13 protein-coding genes are annotated in these 18961 nt (G+C 65.2%); 6 read left to right on the plus strand and 7 right to left on the minus strand.

What is annotated here, in order from left to right:
• The first annotated feature begins 122 nt into the window (after positions 1-122).
• Together AC56LY_RS14000 and AC56LY_RS14005 are read left to right on the plus strand one after the other, a co-directional pair.
• A complete protein-coding gene (locus tag AC56LY_RS14000) occupies positions 123-1499 on the plus strand; it encodes an MFS transporter (protein WP_499580452.1) in 1377 nt (458 codons plus the stop codon).
• Positions 1496-3865 carry a GH36-type glycosyl hydrolase domain-containing protein gene (locus AC56LY_RS14005; RefSeq protein WP_499580454.1) on the plus strand — a complete coding sequence of 790 codons (2370 nt, stop codon included), beginning with the start codon at positions 1496-1498 and terminating at the stop codon, positions 3863-3865. The genes AC56LY_RS14000 and AC56LY_RS14005 overlap by 4 nt, the downstream gene beginning before the upstream one ends.
• A 1-nt stretch (position 3866) precedes the next feature.
• Here the strand turns inward: AC56LY_RS14005 and AC56LY_RS14010 are convergent, their stop codons facing one another.
• On the minus strand, positions 3867-5648 hold the full coding sequence (locus tag AC56LY_RS14010; RefSeq protein WP_499580456.1) for a glycoside hydrolase family 16 protein: 1782 nt from the start codon (positions 5646-5648) through the stop codon (positions 3867-3869).
• Between the two features lie 343 nt (positions 5649-5991).
• A complete protein-coding gene (locus AC56LY_RS14015) occupies positions 5992-6504 on the minus strand; it encodes a gluconokinase (protein WP_499580458.1) in 513 nt (170 codons plus the stop codon).
• Between the two features lie 249 nt (positions 6505-6753).
• Here AC56LY_RS14015 and cynS point away from each other — a divergent pair, with 249 nt between their 5' ends.
• On the plus strand, positions 6754-7203 hold the full coding sequence (gene cynS / locus AC56LY_RS14020; RefSeq protein WP_499455110.1) for a cyanase: 450 nt from the start codon (positions 6754-6756) through the stop codon (positions 7201-7203).
• 6 nt (positions 7204-7209) lie between these two features.
• Here the strand turns inward: cynS and gntR are convergent, their stop codons facing one another.
• Together gntR and AC56LY_RS14030 are read right to left on the minus strand one after the other, a co-directional pair.
• Positions 7210-8232 (minus strand): HTH-type transcriptional regulator GntR, encoded by a 1023-nt coding sequence (gntR, locus tag AC56LY_RS14025; RefSeq protein ID WP_499580460.1) that lies wholly within the window; start codon positions 8230-8232, stop codon positions 7210-7212.
• Between the two features lie 234 nt (positions 8233-8466).
• Complete coding sequence (locus AC56LY_RS14030) at positions 8467-11658, minus strand: error-prone DNA polymerase (RefSeq protein ID WP_499580461.1); 3192 nt, start codon at positions 11656-11658, stop codon at positions 8467-8469.
• Positions 11659-11866: 208 nt separating this feature from the next.
• Here AC56LY_RS14030 and AC56LY_RS14035 point away from each other — a divergent pair, with 208 nt between their 5' ends.
• Complete coding sequence (locus tag AC56LY_RS14035) at positions 11867-14272, plus strand: TonB-dependent receptor plug domain-containing protein (protein WP_499580463.1); 2406 nt, start codon at positions 11867-11869, stop codon at positions 14270-14272.
• Positions 14273-14399: 127 nt separating this feature from the next.
• The gene (locus AC56LY_RS14040) at positions 14400-15134 is read left to right on the plus strand and encodes a hypothetical protein (protein ID WP_499580465.1); all 735 of its coding nucleotides are present in this window, start codon (positions 14400-14402) and stop codon (positions 15132-15134) included.
• 26 nt (positions 15135-15160) lie between these two features.
• Here AC56LY_RS14040 and AC56LY_RS14045 read toward each other — a convergent pair whose 3' ends face one another.
• Complete coding sequence (locus AC56LY_RS14045) at positions 15161-16291, minus strand: branched-chain amino acid ABC transporter substrate-binding protein (protein ID WP_499580467.1); 1131 nt, start codon at positions 16289-16291, stop codon at positions 15161-15163.
• Between the two features lie 155 nt (positions 16292-16446).
• Here AC56LY_RS14045 and AC56LY_RS14050 point away from each other — a divergent pair, with 155 nt between their 5' ends.
• Positions 16447-16935, plus strand: coding sequence for a hypothetical protein (locus tag AC56LY_RS14050; protein ID WP_499580469.1), 489 nt, complete (start codon positions 16447-16449; stop codon positions 16933-16935).
• On the opposite strand, the gene AC56LY_RS14055 is transcribed toward AC56LY_RS14050, so the two are convergent.
• Both AC56LY_RS14055 and AC56LY_RS14060 read right to left on the minus strand, forming a co-directional pair.
• The gene (locus AC56LY_RS14055) at positions 16932-18284 is read right to left on the minus strand and encodes an ATP-binding protein (protein ID WP_499580471.1); all 1353 of its coding nucleotides are present in this window, start codon (positions 18282-18284) and stop codon (positions 16932-16934) included. The genes AC56LY_RS14050 and AC56LY_RS14055 overlap by 4 nt on opposite strands.
• Positions 18281-18943, minus strand: a complete 663-nt coding sequence (locus AC56LY_RS14060; protein ID WP_258835222.1) for a response regulator — start codon at positions 18941-18943, stop codon at positions 18281-18283. The genes AC56LY_RS14055 and AC56LY_RS14060 overlap by 4 nt, the downstream gene beginning before the upstream one ends.
• Positions 18944-18961: the final 18 nt, after the last annotated feature.

Consider the following 18961-nt stretch of genomic DNA (forward strand, 5'->3'; position numbering starts at 1 on the left):
TCAGTACGGCGCGCCGGCACGCTGCAGTGTGTTGACACGCCATCCCGGCAGCGCCATACTTGCCCGATGTTAGCGTTATCAGTCAACGCTCGCATCACCATAAAAATATCTGGAGACAATCAATGTTCAAGCGCGGGCCTGAGACACCTGTGGCGACGGGCGGCAACCTCGCCTGGCGAGAAAAGATCAGCTATGGCGTGGCCGACATGGGCTTCAATTTTTATTGGGCCAATATCGCCACCTTCCTGCTGATCTTTTATACCGACACCTTCGGCATTTCGGCGGCGCAGGCGGCCACCCTGCTCGCTTCGATCAAGCTGATCAACGCCTTCACCGACCCCGTGATCGGCGCCTTTGCCGACCGCACCAATACCCGTTTCGGCAAGTTCCGCCCCTACCTGATCTGGATGTCGATCCCCCTTGGCGCGGCGGCCGTGCTTACCTACACCACGCCCGACCTGGACGCCAACGGCAAGCTGCTGTGGGCCTACGGCAGTTATCTGGCGATGATGGTCTTCTACACCTGCGTGAACATTCCCTACAACGCGCTCTCCGGCGTGATCTCGAACGATCCGCAGGAGCGCTCGACGATCAACGGCCTGCGCTTCATCTTCGCCTTCGCCGGCAGCACGCTCGTCACAGCCGCCACACCGGCGATGGTGGCATGGCTCGGCGCCGGTGACGACGTGCGCGGCTGGCAACTGACGATGCTCGCGTGGAGCGTCGCAGCATCGGTCATGTTCCTGATCACCTTCCTCAATACGCGTGAACGCGTGCTGCCCCCGCCCGGCCAGAAGAGCGACGTCTGGCGCGACATCCGCGACCTGGCGTCCAACCGGCCCTGGGTCGTGCTGTTCGTGCTGGCCCTGGTGATCATGGTGACGATCACGCTGCGCACCACGACCTCGGCCTACTACTTCAAGTACGTCGTCGGCCGCCCGGAGCTGATGGCGACCTTCGTGCCGACCTATATGGTGTTTGCCGCCGTCGGCGCAGCCTGCACGCCGCTGCTCACGCGCTTCATCGACAAGAAGCTGCTGATGATCCTGTTGATGAGCTGCACCGCCGTGCTGTCGTCGCTGTTCTTCCTGATCCCGGCCGACCGGATCGACCTGATGTTCGTGCTGCAGGCGGGCCTGGGCCTGGTGCTCGGACCCAAGTCGCCGCTGGCGTTCTCGATGTATGCCGACACCGCCGACTACAACGAATGGCGCACCGGCCGGCGCGCCACCGCGATGACCTTCGCCGCCGCGACCTTCTCGCAAAAGCTCGGCACCGCGGTGGCGGTCAGTGTCATCGGCGCCGTCTTTACGTGGCTCGGCTACGTGCCCAACGCGGCGCAGACTGTCGGCTCGCAGGCCGGCATCGTCTGGCTGATGTCGTTCGTGCCGGCTGCCTTTGCGCTGGTGGCCGTGCTGGTGATGTGCTTGTATAACCTCGACGCCAAGGCCCTGGCGCGCATGGGCGCCGAACTGGCCGCGCGCAAGGCGGCGCCATGATTCCAATGGAGATTGCCCCGATGCTGTACCCGCAAGACGACCGCTATGTGCTCACCAGCCCGACCGCCATGCCGCAGGCGGGCGGCTTCCTGTGGAACCGCAGGATGATGATCCAGACGACCTGCCGCGGCTACGCCACCGCGCAGTTCATGCAGCCCGAACCCGGCAAGTACTCGCACGGCCCGAACATGGAAGCAAAATCGTTCATGCAGCCGGAGCAGAATTACTATGCCCACCATCCGGGCCGCTTCGTGTACGTGAAAGACGAAGACACGGGCGAGCTGTTTTCGGCGCCGTACGAACCGGTGCGCGGTGGGCTTGACCATTTTGCGTTCTCAGTCGGGCGCACCGACCTGCAATGGACGATCGAAAAACTGGGCATCCGCATCGACCTGACGCTCGCGCTGCCGGTCGACGATGTCGCCGAACTGTGGACCGTGGCCGTCACCAATCTGTCGGAGCGCCCGCGCCGCATCAGCATCTACCCGTACTTCACGGTCGGCTACATGTCGTGGATGAACCAGTCGGCAGAGTACCGGCACGACCTGGGCGGCATCGTCGCAACCTGCATCACGCCGTACCAGAAGCTGGATGATTTCTTCAAGAACCGCCTGCTGAAAGACCGCACGGTGCTGCTGTGCGAGCACGTGCCCGACGCCTGGGAAACCGGGCAAAAAGTGTTCGAAGGCGAAGGCGGCCTGCATGCGCCATCGACGCTGGCGCCCGCGCTGCTGCCCTGTGGCGATGCGCGCTACGAAACCCCGGCCGCTGTCGTCCAGTACCGCCTGGCCCTGGCGCCCGGCGAGGCCGCCACCCGCCGCCAGCTGTTCGGCCCTGCGTTCGACGATGCCGAGATTGCCCAGCTGCGCCAGCGCTATCTGAGCGAAGAAGGCTTTGCCGCTGCCGCGCGCGACTACGCCGCCTACATCGCCGAAGGTGACGGCGTGCTGCAGATCGCCACGCCCGACCCCGAACTGGATAATTTCGTCAACACGTGGCTGGCGCGCCAGGTGTATTACCACGGCGACGTCAATCGTCTCAGCACCGATCCGCAGACCCGCAACTACCTGCAGGACAATATGGGCATGGTGTTCGTCAAGCCGGCCGCTGCCCGCGCTGCCTTCCTGCACGCGCTGAGCCAGCAGGAAGAAAATGGCGCCATGCCGGACGGGATTCTGCTGTTCGAAGGCGCCGAACTCAAATACATCAACCAGATTCCGCACACCGACCACTGCGTCTGGCTGCCCGTCTGCCTGCAAGCCTATCTCGACGAAACGGGCGACGCGGCCATCCTCGACGTACCGGTCACCGCGCACGCTGGCGACGTCAAATCCGCGTTCGAACGCATCTGCCTGGCGATGGACTGGCTCCTGCTGCGGCGCGATGCGCGGGGCCTTTCCTACATCGAACAGGGCGACTGGTGCGATCCGATGAACATGGTCGGCTACAAGGGCCGCGGTGTCTCGGGTTGGCTCACCGTGGCCGCCGCCTACGCGCTGAACCTGTGGGCCGACGTCTGCGCCGCGCGCGATGATGAGGCGATGCAGGCGCGCTACCGCGCTGGTGCAGCGGCCATGAATGCGTCTGCCAATGCGCACCTGTGGGATGGCAGCTGGTTCGCACGCGGCATCACCGACGACGACGTCAAGTTCGGCGTGGCGGCCGATACCGAAGGCCGCATCTACCTGAACCCGCAAAGCTGGGCATTCCTGTCGGGCGCCGCAAACGACGCGCAGCGCGCGCAGATGCTGCCGGAGATCGATGCGCAATTAAAGACTCCCTACGGCGTGCAGATGTTCGCCCCGCCCTACAGCGCGATGCGCGAAGACATCGGCCGCGTCACGCAAAAGCATCCCGGCTCGGCCGAGAATGGCGCGGTCTACAACCACGCCGCCGTGTTCTACATCTTCAGCCTGTACACGATTGGCGAGGCCGACCGCGCCTTCGACGCGCTGCGCAAGATGATTCCCGGCCCGGACCTGGCCGACTACCTGCAGCGCGGCCAGCTGCCCGTCTTCATCCCCAACTACTACCGCGGCGCGTACCACGAGTACCCGCGCACGGCCGGGCGCTCGAGCCAGTTGTTCAACACGGGCACCGTGGCCTGGGTGTATCGCTGCCTGATCGAAGGCCTGTGTGGCTTGAAGGGTGATGCGAATGGCTTGACGGTCAATCCGCAACTGCCATCCGGCTGGCCCGGCATGACGGTCACGCGGCGCTTCCGCGGCGCGACGTTCGAGGTGGATATCCGGCGCGGCGCGGTCGATCGCGTGACGGTGACGTGCGACGGCGTCGAACTGGCTGCGGCCCGCATCGACAGGATCGACGCGGGCCGCACGTATCGCCTGCAGGTACTGGTGCCCTAGATCACTGCATCGTGTAGGTCTGCTGCGCCGTATCGACGGCAGCGTTGCGCGCCGCGTCCCAGTACGTGAAGGTGTAGCGCACCACGTTGCCGATCGCCAGACCACCGGCCGTGAACGTGTTCACGCCATTGGCCAGTTGCATGCGCACGTTCTGCTGCGCGCCGTTGTTGACCGTGTAGTGCACGTCGGCCCAGCTGCCGGTGGTGGTGCGGAACTGCAGCATCGTCGACGACGTCTGGCTCACCGACGTCGGCCCGGTCTGCGCTGGCGGCGTCGTGGTGCCGCCACCGCCCGACTCCCAGACGATATCGTCGATCGCGAACTGGAAGCTGGACGTGGGCAGGCTGCCATCGATGCTCGAGATCATGAAGATGTCGTACAGCGACTGCGCCGCCACCAGTGGCCCAAGCAGCGTCGAGACGGGGATCGATGCCTGCGCCCACTGTCCGTTGCGCGTGAGCCCATAGGCGGTGGTATTGGCCGGGAAGTTCACCCAGTTCTGGTTGGTGAAGGTGTCGCCCACACCGATCCGGAAGCCCACGTTGGCCGGGATCTTGATGCGGAACTTGACCGTGCCGTTGGTGCGGTAGTTCGACAGGTCGCGCACCTGGCGCGCCTGGATACCGCCGCCGAACCACTGGCCCGGCGCCGTGTAGTTCCAGGCGATGACGTTGCTGCCTTCGTACGGCGCCGTGTTGCCGGCGCCGCTGGACGCGGCATTCCACAGGAAGATGTCGGAACTGGTGCCCGCCACCAGCTTGGCATTGACCGCCGTGTTATCGGTGAAGATGCCGAACTTGCCCGCCACTTCGGGCACGCTCTGGTTGCCCAGCTTGACCTGTCCCTTGCCATCGAGCTGGTACACGCGCACATAGTCGACATACATCGTGCCCGGCAGCGGCGCCGTGACCTGGCTGGCATTGGCCGCATCGGTGAAGTTGCCGCCCACGGCCATGTTCAGCAGCAGGTAGAACGGCGCCTGCAGCGCGCTCGAATTGACCGGCAGCGGCGCGTTGTAAAGATTGTGCTCGACGCCGTTGTCGACGACCGAGAAGCGCATTTCACTCTCGGTCCAGTAGAAGCGGTAAGTAACGAACCGGTTCGCCAGCGAGGTGGTCGGCACGTGCCAGTTATCGGTCTGCCACGCAGTCGATGCGGCGCAGCTCTCGTTGCCGGACACGCAGGCGGCCTGCTGCCAGGTGATCACGTTGGCGCCGACGAAATGGTTCGACGACGGCGCCCCGCCCTCGGCCCGCGCCGCGGCCTTGTGCCCCATCTCCATCATGTCGATCTCGCCGTTGCGCGGCCAGGTCTGCGGACTCACGCCCAGCAGCCAGGCAGCGGGCCACAGGCCGGTGCCGAGGTTCGGCGTGGCCATGCGCACCTCGATCATCCCGTACTGCACCTGCACCTTGTTGCGCGAGTCGAGCCGCGCCGACGTGAACAGGTTGCTGCCCACGGTCTGGCTGCGTGCCTGGATCGCCAGCGCGCGCGTGCCCGATTCGAACGGCACGTTGGCGATGGTGGCGTTGTTCGGGCTGTAGTATTGCAGCTCGGCGTTGCCGTAGCCGCACAGGCCGATCTGGCAGCCGTTCCCGTCCTGCAGGTTCCAGACGCTGGTATTCACGCTGGTGCCATTGAATTCTTCGGACCACAGCAGCTGGCCGATGACGGGGTTGGTGACGCTGGCGGTCACTTGCGCGCTGCAGGCCAGCGCAAGGCCGGCGACAAGCAGTTGGAACGGCTTCCATCTGGAGTGGTATTGCTGGTGTAGGTGACTCACGTTGACTCCTCTTTTCTCACGACAAGAAAATGTGGCCGTGCCGGATTGCCGTGCCACACGCCGCCAACTTTGCGTTGGTCTCGAATGGTTTTGGTGCGCAATACTGGATTGGAAAGGTTTCCAAAACGATATAAAAAATATAGTCCGATTTTCGGGAGGCGTCAAACACATCTGCATTTGGCGTACCGATTACCCGACACGCATAGGGGGGGGATACCATTGTCAGCCGGACGACGACCTACATGCTGCTGATGGGAGATGCGTAGCGGTGCCTTGCCCCGCTACGTCAGGGCGATCAGCGCGCTGACGTAGCGCCGGTCGTGACGAGCCTGCGGCTGTTTGCTTAGGAGCGCGCGAGAATCTGCGCCACCAGCTGCGCTGGCGTATCGCGGATGTCGAGCGTGATGCCGGCTTCGTCCGGCTGCAGCGGTTCGAGCGTTGTCAACTGGCTGTCGAGCAGCGATGGCGGCATGTAGTGGCCGGGACGATTGCTGACACGCTCGGCCAGCAGGCTGCGCTCGCCGGCCAGGTGTACGAAGCGCACGTCGCCGCCGGCGCCCCGCAGCAGGTCGCGGTAGCTGCGCTTGAGCGACGAGCATGACAGCACCGCACCGCCCTCGCGCCGCGCCAGCAGGTCGCGCAGCGTCACGAGCCAGTCGTGGCGGTCGTCGTCGGTCAGCGGCGTACCAGCCGACATCCGCGCGATGTTCACGTCGGAGTGATAGGCATCGCCCTCGATGAATTCCACGCCGAGCTGGTTCGCCAGGCGCGCGCCGATCTGGCTCTTGCCACAGCCGCTCACGCCCATGATGATCCAGGCCGTTCCCTTTTTATCGCTCATTGGTTCTGTGGTCATTGCCTTATGTTACCGCTAACAAATATACCGCGATTGTGCGCTCGCGGCCTGGAAATGTAAACCCGCTGGCCGTGCACCCATTTCGGGCGCCTGCGCCTGCGCAGTGCGTAGTTCGCGGGCTGCGTGGTGACTTCTTGCTTGCCTTGGCGGCCTGGTCTATCTGCTTCGCCGTCGACTTCCTTCATGGCACGCGCTTTGCTGAGGTAATGCGTGAACACGCAGATCCCCACCACTTTCTGGAGCAGCCACATGATTTCATGCCGTGAAGATGTCACCAAACTGATCGTATCCGCCAAGGTCCGCAAGGGCATCAAATGGCGCGATGTGACCGAGGCCACGGGCCTGTCAAAGGAATGGACCACCGCCGCCTGCCTGGGCCAGATGACCCTGACCAAACCCCAGGCCGAAGCGGTCGGCAAAATGTTCGATCTGTCCGACGAAGCGATCGCCTGGCTGCAGATCGTGCCGTACAAAGGCTCGCTGCCGACGGCCGTGCCGACCGACCCGCTGATCTACCGCTGGTATGAACTGGTCAGCGTGTACGGCACCACGATCAAGGAGCTGATCCACGAAGAATTCGGGGACGGCATCATGAGCGCCATCGATTTTTCGATGGACATCCAGCGCACCGAGGACCCGAAAGGTGACCGCGTGAACGTGGTCTTGTCGGGCAAATTCCTGCCCTACAAAACCTACTGATCCCGCTTAGGCGCTCTCGCGGTCGCGCAGCGTGAAGCCAAGGTCGATGCGCCGCTCGGCCGGCTCTTCGCCCTTGATCACCTGCAGCAGCAGGCCAGCGGCTTCGAAGCCGATCTGGTAGCGCGGCGTGTCGACCGTTGTCAGTGACGGCATCATCCAGGCCGACGCGGGCAAGTCATTGAAGCCGCATACCGCGATGTCCTGCGGGATGCGGATGCCTTGCCGCTGGCAGTGGAACACGGCGCCGTGGGCCAGGTCGTCGTTGCAGCAAAAGACGGCGTCGCAGTCGGGCCGCAGCGCCATCAGCTGCGCCATCAGGCCGGCGCCCAGCGCGATGGTCGAGCGTTCGGGCACCATCAACTCCAGGCCAGGATCGGCCAGGCCCGCCGCCGCCATCGCGGCGCGGTAGCCATCGGCGCGGCGCAGCGTGCGCTCGTCGAGCTGGGCGCCGATGAAGCCGATACGTGTGTATCCCTTGGCGATCAGGTGGCGCGTCATGGCCATGCCGGCCTCGTACTGCGAAAAGCCGACCGACAGCACGACCGGATCATCGGACAAATCCATCATGGCCACCGCCGGCACCTTCGATGCCGCCAGCATCTTGGCCACGGCGGGGCTCCTCACCTGGCTCGAGAACAGGATCCCGTCAGGGTTCGACTGCAGATAGGTGCGCAACAGCTTTTCTTCTTCGAGCTGCGAATAATAGGTATTGCCAATCAGGAGCTGGTACTGGCCCGGGGCGACAGCGTCGTGGATGCCTTCGAGGACAGCCGTGAACACGGCATTCGACAGCGACGGCACCAGCACCACGATCACATGCGACTGCGACGACGCCAGCGCCCGCGCGGCGCGATTGGGCACGTAACCCAGTTCGGCCACGGCATGTTCGACCTTGAGACGCGTGCTCTCGGACACCAGTTGCGGCTGGCTCAGTGCGCGCGAAGCGGTCATGATCGACACACCGGCCATGCCCGCGACCTGCTCGAGCGTCACGCGCCCCGTTCCCCTGCCCCGGCTTGTCTTGTCCATGCTGTTCCCGTGATATTGATGCAATAACCATTCTATCAACGCAACGGCCTGCCGCCACAGGAAAGTTGGCGACCAGAAGAAAAGCCGGGGTCAGGTCTGACATTCGGACACGATCTCGACAGTCGAGTTGTCGGAACGAGCTGGCACAGAACCATGCTCAACTGGGCAAGAGACTTTTGGAAGTGACTAAGGCTGAGGTCGTGTCCGAATGTCAGACCTGACCCCGGCTGTGCATCAGCAGAAATCTCTGCTGCGCGTATCGAGCCCACCGAGCAGGTGCGACAGATCCACCAGCCGCTTGGCGACCAGGTGGCGCACCTCGCCCTCGCGCTGCCAGATGCCGTAGACGCCGAGCAGCGGCGCGTTCAGGACTTCGCGCCGCTGCTGCTCCACCAGCGACGGCCACACGATCACGTTGACGTTGCCGGTTTCGTCTTCAAGCGTCAGGAACAGCACGCCCTTGGCCGTTCCGGGGCGCTGGCGCACCGTCACCAGGCCGCAGCCGCGCGCCAGTTGGCCGTTCTGGAAATCCATCAGCATCGACGCGGGCAGGAAGCGCTGCGCCAGCAGGCGTTCGCGCAGCAGCGCCAGCGGATGGCGGCCCAGCGTGAGGCCCTGCGCGCGGTAGTCGCCGACGATTTCTTCGCCTTCGCTTGGCGCCGCAAGCACCGGCGCTTCTTCGCGCGGTACCGTTGGGCGCAGCAGGTCCTTGTCGGGCGCGGCGCCGGAGGCTTCCCACAATGCCTCGCGCCGGTGCCCGGCCAGCGATTGCAGCGCGCCGGCCGCCGCCAGCACCTGCAGGTCGCTGCGGTCCAGGCCCGCGCGGCGCGCCAGGTCGGCCACATCGGCAAACGGCCGCACGGCGCGCGCCTGCTCGATGCGTTCGGCCGCATCGATCTTCATCCCGCGCTGCAGCGACAGGCCGAGGCGCACCGCCGGCTGGCGCGTGCGCTCGTGCGGATCGTATTCTTCAAGTGCCGAATCCCAGCCGCTGACGGCGACATCCACTGGCCGCACCTCGATGCCATGACGGCGAGCGTCCTGCACCAGTTGCGACGGGCTGTAAAAGCCCATCGGTTGGCTGTTGAGCAGCGCGCATAGAAACGCCGCCGGCTCGTGGCACTTGAGCCATGAACTGGCATACGCCAGCAAGGCGAAGCTGGCCGCGTGCGACTCGGGAAAGCCGTATTCGCCGAAGCCCTGGATCTGGCTGAAGATCGCCTCGGCGAATTCAAGGGTGTAGCCGCGTTCGAGCATGCCGCTCGTGATGCGCTCGTAATAATGTTCCAGCCCGCCCTTGCGCTTCCAGGCCGCCATCGCGCGGCGCAGCTGGTCGGCCTCGCCCGGCGTGAAGCCCGCGCCCAGGATCGCCACCTGCATCACCTGCTCCTGGAAGATCGGCACGCCCAGCGTGCGCTCGAGCGCCACTTTCATTTCGGCGCTCGGATACACGACCGGCTCAAAGCCCTGACGGCGCCGCAGATAGGGATGGACCATGCCGCCCTGGATCGGGCCGGGGCGCACCACCGCCACCTCGATCACCAGGTCGTAGAAGACGCGCGGGCGCATGCGCGGCAGCATGCTCATTTGCGCGCGCGACTCGATCTGGAACACGCCCACCGTATCGGCCTGGCAGATCATGTCGTAGGTGGCGGTATCGTCGGCCGGGATGTCCTGCATCTCGAACACGTTGCCGTAACGCTGGCCCACCAGCTCCAGCCCGCGCCGCATCATCGACAGCATGCCCAGCGCCAGCACGTCGACCTTCATCAGCCCCAGTTCCTCAAGGTCGTTCTTGTCCCACTGGATGACGCTGCGGTCGGCCATCGCGGCGTTCTCGATCGGCACCAGGCGCGAGAGCTTGCCGCGCGCGATGACGAAGCCGCCCGGATGCTGCGACAGGTGGCGTGGAAAGTTCAGCAGCGATTGCGCGAGCGTGGCCCACTGGCGCGACAGCGGTGCTTCGGGATCCAGGCCGGTCTCGGCCAGGCGGCCCAGCAGATCGGCGCGGCTGTCGAACCAGTGGTGGGTTTTGGCCACCTTCTCGACGATGCCAAGGTCGATGCCCAGCGCGCGGCCGCTGTCCCTCAGCGCGCTCTTGGGACGGTAGCTGATCACCACCGCCGCCAGCGCCGCGCGATCGCGCCCGTACTTGTTGTAGATGTACTGGATGACTTCTTCGCGCCGCTGGTGCTCGAAGTCGACGTCGATGTCGGGCGGCTCGTTGCGCTCGCGCGAGATGAAGCGCTCGAACAGCAGGCTGGCGCGGGCCGGATCGACCTCGGTGATGCCCAGGCAATAGCAGACAGCCGAATTGGCCGCCGAGCCGCGGCCCTGGCACAGGATGTGCTGCGAGCGGGCGAAGCGCACGATGTCGTACACCGTCAAAAAGTAGTGCTCGTAGCGCATCTCGGAAATCAGCGCCAGCTCGTGCTCGATCTGCGCCTGCACCTTGGCCGGGATGCCCTCGCGAAAACGCCGGTGCGCGCCGATCCAGGTTTCGGCGCGCAAAAAACTCGCCGCCGTGTGGCCGGGCGGGACCACTTCGTCCGGGTATTCGTAGCGCAGTTCGTCGAGCGAGAACGTGCACAGGCGCGCCACGCGCACCGTCTCGGCCAGCACTTGTGGCGTGTACAGATTGGCCAGGCGCAGGCGCGAGCGCAGGTGCTGCTCGGCGTTCTGCGCCAGCCCGTAGCCGCAGTCGGCCACCGCCTTGTTCAGGCGCGTGGCAGTCAGCGTGTCCTGCAGCGGTTTGCGCGAGCGCACGTGCATGCACACGTGGCCCAGCGCCACGATCGGCAAGCCGTGCTGCCAGCCGACTTCTTCGACCGTGGCGCGATGCGCATCGTCGAACGCGCGGTGCAGCGACGTCAGACCCAGCCAGGCGCGCCCCGGAAAGGTGGTGGCCATCCACGCCGCCTGCGCATGCAGGCGGTCGACGTCCTGCGCTTCGTGCCCCGGATACGGCGGCAGCAGGATCGCCAGGCAATCGGGCATGTGGCGCAGATGCGCGTTCTCGGGTGCCGGCTCGGCCAGGTCATCGGGTGTCAAGAGGTACGTGCCCTTCTCGGCACGCGTGCGTCCGAGCGTGATGAATTCGGACAGGTTGCCGTAGCCCTGGCGGTTCTGCGCCAGCAAAATCAGTGATGGCGCCGGACTGCCATCGGGGTTCTGCAAATGGAAGTGGGCGCCGATGATGAGCGGCAGGCCGGCTTCTTTTGCCTCGGCATGCGCGCGCACGACGCCGGCCAGCGAGCATTCGTCGGTGATCCCCAGCGCGAAGTACCCGAGCTGCACCGCGCGCAGGACCAGCTCCTCGGCATGCGACGCCCCTTGCAGGAACGAGAAGTTCGACAGGCAGAACAACTCGGCATAGGGCGGCAGGGTCGTGGCTGCGGGAGGCTGGTTGGTCGGAGGCTGTGTCACGCCGGGCTCATGTCAAATGACAAATACTGTATAAAAACACAGTATAGCCGACCTTTTTGACCTCACGCGCATTATTTACCGCAGGAAATTAGTTATGCACCCGACTTGATAATACAAAGTTATACAATCAGAACGTTGTGTTAATGCCACATTGCAACGGTAATCGAAGGATCCATTGATAGTATCCGAACATCCTTCGGAGAAACCTGTGCTCAAACTCAAAATCATGCCCCGCTCCGTGTTGTCCAGTCTGTATGGCAGCACCATTCTCGCTTCACTTGCCCTCGCCCCGGTCGCCGTCCAGGCGCAAACCGCACCCGCCATCACCACTGACGCCGTCGTGCCCAGCGTGAGCGTCGTTGGTTCGCGCCGCGTCGGCGCCGCCTCCAGCACCGACACCCCGGTCGCCATCGACTTCATCCCGATGACGAAAGCGGCCGAACAAAGCGGCCAGTTCGACCTCGCGCAGGTACTGAGCAACCTGTCGCCATCGTTCAACTCGACGCGCCAGACCGGCGCCGACGGCGCCGACCTGATCGACTCGGCCGCCCTGCGCGGCCTGGGCTCGGACCAGACCCTGGTGCTCGTCAACGGCAAGCGTCGCCACACGGTCGCACTGGTGAACCTGTTCGGCGCGCGCAACCGCGGCAACACGGGCACCGACATGAACGGCATCCCCGTGATGGCGATCCGCGAAGTGCAGGTGCTGCGCGATGGCGCCGCCGCCCAATACGGCTCGGACGCGATTGCGGGCGTGATCAACATCGACCTGAAGAAAAGCCTGGGCTGCGAATCGGTGGCCGGCTACAGCCAGTACACCGAAGGCGATGGCGAGAACTGGCAGGCGTCGGCCTACTGCGGCGTGGCCCTTGGTGGCGGCGTGCTGGGCATCACCGGCGAATACTCGGATCGCGGCCGCTCGAACCGTTCGGAGCCTGGTAACCCGCGCATCATCGGCGACACCAAATCCGAAAACCAGACCATTTACCTGAACGGCGAATTCCCGGCCGGTGCGGGCGGCAAGTTCTACTTCACCGCCGGCGTGCAGCAGCGCGACGCCTCGTCGGCCGCCTTCGGCCGCGAAGGCCTGGGCTCCGAGGACATCCCGTCGCGCAATTCGGCCGCGATGTACCCGGACGGGTTCGTGCCGTTCATCAACGGCAAGGTCGATGACCGCTGGGGCACCGTCGGCTACCGCTGGACGGCCGGCGAATGGAATGCCGACCTGTCGCAGACCTACGGCTACAACCGCCTGAAGTACGACATCGCCAACACGCTCAACGCCTCGATCGCCAATCTGGATCTGCTGGGTGGTGGCCAGGGCCGCAGCGCCGACCGCTTCTACGCAGGCGCGTTCTCGTTCCGCCAGGCGACCACCAACGCCGACATCAGCCGCTTCTACAGCGATGTGTTCAAGGGCATGAACGTCGCGTTCGGCCTCGAGCACCGCCGCGAGAACTACCAGATCTTTGCCGGCGAAGCCGGTTCGTACATCGACGCCGATGGCGTGGGCATTGGCGGCAACGCCGGCAGCCAGGGCTTCCCGGGCTTCCAGCCGGGCGACGAAACCGATACCGACCGTCACAGCAACGCGGCCTACGTCGACATCGAAACGGATCTCACCGACCGCCTCAAGATCCAGACCGCGCTGCGCTACGAGCGCTACTCGGACTTCGGCTCGACCACCACCGGCAAGCTCGCCGCCGCCTATCGCCTGGCGCCGAACGTGCTGCTGCGCGGCTCGGCCAGCACGGGCTTTCGCGCACCGTCGCTGCAGCAGGCCTACTTCTCGTCGACCTTCACCGACTTCGTCAGCGGCCAGCCACTGGACGTCGTGCTGGCGCCAAACGGTGGCCGCGTGGCCGCCGCTGCCGGCATCCCGCAGCTGAAGGACGAAGAATCGAAGAGCTACACGCTGGGCCTGACCTGGTCGCCCACGCAGGCAACGTCGGTCACGGCCGACCTGTACCGCATCGACATCGATGACCGCATCGTGCTGTCGGGCCGCTTTGATGCCGACAACTACCCGGCGCTGGGCGCGACGCTGCAGCAGCTGGGCGTGGGCCAGGCGCAGTTCTTCGTCAACTCGGTCGACACCAAGACGCAGGGCCTGGACCTGACGATCTCGAACCGGTCCACTCTGGGCGCGGGCCGCCTGACGACGTTCCTGGCCGCGAACTTCAGCAAGACCGAAGTGCAGCGCGTGAAAGCGCCGGCCGCGCTGGCCGGCTTTGAAGACGTGCTGCTGTCCGAGCGCGAACGCCTGTTCATCGAAGAAGGCGCACCACGGCGCAAGGCCACGCTGGGCTTCGACTACGCACTGGGCAAGCTGGAAACCGCGCTGCGCGTGATCCACTTCGGTCCGCAAACCCTGGGCACGTTCTCGGGTCCACCAGTGCCGAACCAGAAGTACGAAGCGAAAACGTCGGCCGACCTGGCCTTCACGTGGGCCTTCACCGAGAAGACCCGCCTGACGGTGGGCGGCACCAACATCTTCGACGTCAAGCCAACCGTGCAGGATGCGAACGAGACCGACAACGGCTTCAAGTACGAGAGCGTGCAGTTCGGCCTGAATGGCGCGGCGCTGTTCGCGCGCCTGGCGCACCGGTTCTGATCTGCACCTGAGTTGAAACAACGGCCTGCAAGCGATTGCAGGCCGTTTTTTATTGGGGCTGGCCGGGCGGGCACGCTGTGTCAGAATGGTGCCTGTCGTCCAAGTACGTACTCCACCTGAAAGCACCATGCACAAACTGATTGCCGAATTGATGCGGCTGTATCTTCCCGCCGACGTGCTGCCGTCCGACATCCTTGCGTTGCCGGTCAGCCTGACGGGCGGCGACGGTCAGACGCGCGCCATGATGATCCCGTTTCGCAAGACCAGGGGCGCCGACAGCGAAGCGCACTGGACGCGCCTGTGCGAAGTCGCCAATGCGCTGCAGACGACGCTCAAGCTGCCCGCACCCGCAGTGAGCATCTCGGGCGGCGATGCATATTATTTGTGGCTGTCGCTCGCGACGGCGGTGCCGGCCGAGCGCGCGCAGGCTTTTCTCGAACGCCTGCGCGATGCGTATTTCCCCGAGGTCGAGCTGGCGCCGGACGCGGTACGCGCGCCGGTCGCCCTGCCGCCCTGCCTGCACCCGCGCACCGGCAAGTGGGCCGCCTTCATCCACCCGGGCATGGGCGCGTCGTTTGCCGACGAACCGGGACTGGACATGCAGCCGCCGCCGAACGGGCAGGTTGGGTTTCTGGAAGGGTTGGAGAGTATCGATGCGGAGCAGTTCGAGCATGCATGGCGCATGCTCGAACCGGCTGCGGTGAGTGCGCCGGTGGCTGCGCCCGCGCCCATGACTGCATCTGCGTCTGCACCTGCGCCACCGGCAGGCCTGCTGCTGAAAGACGCGACGCTGGAGGACATCGTGCGCCATCTGCATGCGAAGAATATCGAGCCGACTTTCCGGCACCTGATGACTGTTTGAACGCGTGGACGGCGCAGCCGTCCACCCTACTTAGTGACCGTGATCAAGGAGCGCTTGCCACCCTTGAAACCATACAAGGTGATCGTCCCGTCACGCACATCGCCGCGCGCATCGAACGCCACCGGCCCGGTCACGCCCTTGTAATTGGCTTTGGCCAGGAATGGCAGGTATTTCGCAGGGACGGCCGATCCGGCCTTGACCATCGCGTCGGCCATCACCATCGTCGCGTCGTACGCATACGGCGCGTTGATCTGCACATCGATGCCGAAGCGCTTCTTGTAGTCGGCGCGGAACTTGTCCATGCCGGCCTTGCCTTCACCGCGCACGCCGCCCGCTTCCGCGCACACGACCTGGCCATCGACCATGGTGCCGCCGGAGAGCTTGAAGATCTCGTCCGAGCAGATGCCGTCGCCGCCCATCATGCGCACGTTCATGCCCAGCTGCTTCATCTGGCGCAGCATCGGGCCGGCCGTGGCGCTCAGGCCACCGAAGAAGACCATGTCCGGCTTGGTGGCGCGGATGCGGGTGACGATGGCGCTGAAGTCGGTCGCCTTGTCGTTGGTGAATTCGCGCGCGACGATCGTGCCGCCCTGCTGCTGCAGGCTCCTGGAAAATTCCATCACCAGGCCCTGGCCGTACGCGGTGCGGTCATCGACGACGGCCACGCGGCGCACCTTCAAGGCGCCGGTCGCGTAGCGGCCCAGGGCCTGGCCCAGCTGCACGTCGTTGGCGATCGTGCGAAACGCCGTATTGAAGCCCTGCTGCGTGTATTTCGGGCTGGTGCTCGATGGCGAAATCTGCGGAATGCCGCCGGTGTGATAGATCTTCGACGCGGGAATCGTGGTACCCGACGTCTGATGCCCGATCACGCCATTGACCTTGGCGTCCACCAGCTTCTGCGCCACGCTGGTGGCCTGCTTCGGGTCGCCCGCGTCGTCTTCGGCCACCAGCTGAAACGTCACCTTCCTGCCGGCGATCGTGGTGCCACGCGCGTTGAGATGTTCGATCGCCATGCGCGTGGCGTTCTCGGTGTCCTTGCCAAAGTAGGCCACCGGCCCGGTGATCCCGGCCACATGGCCGATCTTGACGATGTCCTGGCTTGACGCCAGGCCGGCCGTTGCCGCCAGTACGCTGGCGGCCAATATGTTCTTGTTCATGGGTTCCCCGGTATGCAGACAGGCGGACAAAAAGCCGCCAAACCGGTTATTTTACCGTGAGTATGGACACCGCGTCGGCGTGACAATTGACGCTATTTTGCCCCTGCCTGCTGCGGTATCCTGCCTGGCTTGACAGCAAGGCGGCGGCGGACACCATGTACACCATCCCATTCAGAATCCAGGCTGCCTTCACTGGCACGCTGTTGTTGCTGCTTGCCTCGCTGCCCGCGCATGCGCAGCTGCCGGCGCCCAGCCGCACGATCTACAAATGTGAAGTGGCCGGCAAGATCGCCTATACCGACGTGCCCTGCCTCGGTGCGAAGCGGCTCGACGTGGTGCCGGCGCGCGGTGTCGACAAGCTGTCGGGCACGTCCCGCGTGGGCGCGACAGTCGCGCGTGAATATCAACAGGAGGGCATGGCCCGCGCCTTGAAACCGCTTCTGGGTATGAACGAGCAGCAGTACACGACGGCTTTGCGACGTCAAGCGCTGGATGCGAGAGCACAGCGCGAATGCCGCGCACTCGAAGCGGCCATCGTCGACCACGAACGCATCGAGCAGCCCGGGCTAGATCGCGAATCGAAGGAGACGCTGGCGCAGGACACCCTCAGCCTGCGCCAGCGTTATCACGAGCTGCGCTGCTAAAGACTTGTCTGTACCGGCGTCTTGAACGTGACGGTCGCCATCAAGCCCCCCAGCCGCTCGGAAGAACCCAGCGTCAGCACCGCGCCGTGGCGCTCGGCGATTGCCTTGATGATGGCCAGGCCCAGGCCACTGCCGGCGGCCTCGCTGCCGGCCACGCGGTAGAAGCGGTCGAACACGCGTTCGCGTTCGTCCGGCGGGATGCCGGGGCCGCTGTCTTCCACTTGCACGGCCACCGTACCGGCGCCGCTGAGTACCGAGATGTCGACGGTGCCGCCGCCCGGGGTGTACTTGACTGCGTTGTCGACCAGGTTGCGCAGCAGGATCTGCAGCGCGTCGGGCTGGCCGTCGACGCTGGCCGGGTCGGCTTGTTGCAGCCCCAGGTCGACGCCCTTGGCGGCGGCCACGCCCGCCAGGTCGGCAGCAGTGCGGCGCGCCAGGTCGGCCAGGTCCACCGGCCGGGTCTTGGCAGCCGCGCCTTCGGCGGCGGTGGCTTCCTGGCGCGCCAGGATCAGCAGTTGCTCGACCAGGCGCGTGGCGCGGTCGATGCCGGCCGTCAGACGGCCCACCGCGACCTGGCGCGCTTCGGGCGTGTCGGCGCGATCGAGGCTTTGCGCCTGCAGGCGCAGCGCCGCGAGCGGCGTGCGCAGTTCGTGCGCGGCGTCGGCCACGAAGTTCTGCTGGGCCTCGAACGCAGTGCGCACGCGGCCAAACAGCAGGTTCAGCTCTTGCACCAGCGGGCGCACTTCGTCGGGCAAGCCGGTATCGGAGACAGGGGACAGATCGTCGGCCTGGCGCGACGCCACCTGCGAGCGCACGCGCGCCACCGGCTGCAGCGAGCCGCTCACGACCCACCACACGACCAGCATCAGGATCGGCATCATGACCGCGATGGGCCCCAGCGTGCGCAGGGCCAGGTTACCGGCCATATTGCGGCGCACGGCCAGGTCCTGCGCGACCTGCACGGTTTGATTCGAGGTCTGGATCGAGAACACGCGGTAGGTCGTGCTGTTGGCGCGCACGTTCGAAAAGCCCAGCACCGCGCGCTGCGGCAGGCGCGCGCGCGAGACGCTGTGGAACATCTGGGCACCGTCGGGAGACCACATCTGCACCACCATGTCGTCGTTGCCGCCGGCGCTTTCGGCTTCCTGCCGCGCACGCGCTTCGTCGTTCGACAACGGTGTGCTCGAGCGCAGCGACAGGGCCATCTGCTGCATGTGGTAATCGAAGATCTGGTCGGCGTCGTGCAGCGCGGTACGGTAGGCGATCGTCGCCTGCGCCACCGCCGCGATCGTGATCGCCGCGAGCAGGAACCAGAGCAGGCGCCCGCGCAGCGAGTGCGTCATTTTCATGCTTTGGGCACCATGTAGCCGACACCGCGCACGTTCTGGATCAGGTCACTGCCCAGTTTCTTGCGCAGGCCGTGGATATACACTTCCACCGCATTGCTCGAGACTTCATCGCGCCAGCTGTACAGCTTTTCTTCGAGCTGCGCGCGCGAGAGCACGGCGCCGGGCCGCGCCACCAGCGCTTCGAGCACGGCCCACTCGCGCGCCGACAGCGACACCTGGGTCCCGTCGACCATGATTTCGCGCGTGACCGGATTGATCGTGATGTTGCGGTATTCGAAAATCGGCTCGGCGCGGCCGGCAGCGCGCCGCAGCAGCGCGCGCAGGCGCGCCAGCAGTTCGTCGAGATCGTAGGGTTTGAGAACGTAGTCGTCGGCGCCGGCATCCAGACCGGCGATGCGCTGGGCCACCGAGTCGCGCGCGGTGGCGACCAGCACCGGGGTGCGGTCCTTGCGCGCGCGCATCGAGCGCAATACTTCGAGGCCATCCTTGCGCGGCAGCCCCAGGTCGAGCAGCACCAGGTCGTAGTTCTGGTTCTGCAGCAGGGCCGTGTCGGCCATTTCGCCGTCCTTGACCCAGTCGACTGCGTAGTGCTCGGCCCTGAGCAGGTCGAGCACCACTTCGCCGATCATCGTATCGTCTTCCACCAGCAGCAGCCGCATACATCCCCCGTTGTAAAA

The sequence above is a fragment of the Telluria sp. ZT3P25 genome, assembly GCF_059685895.1.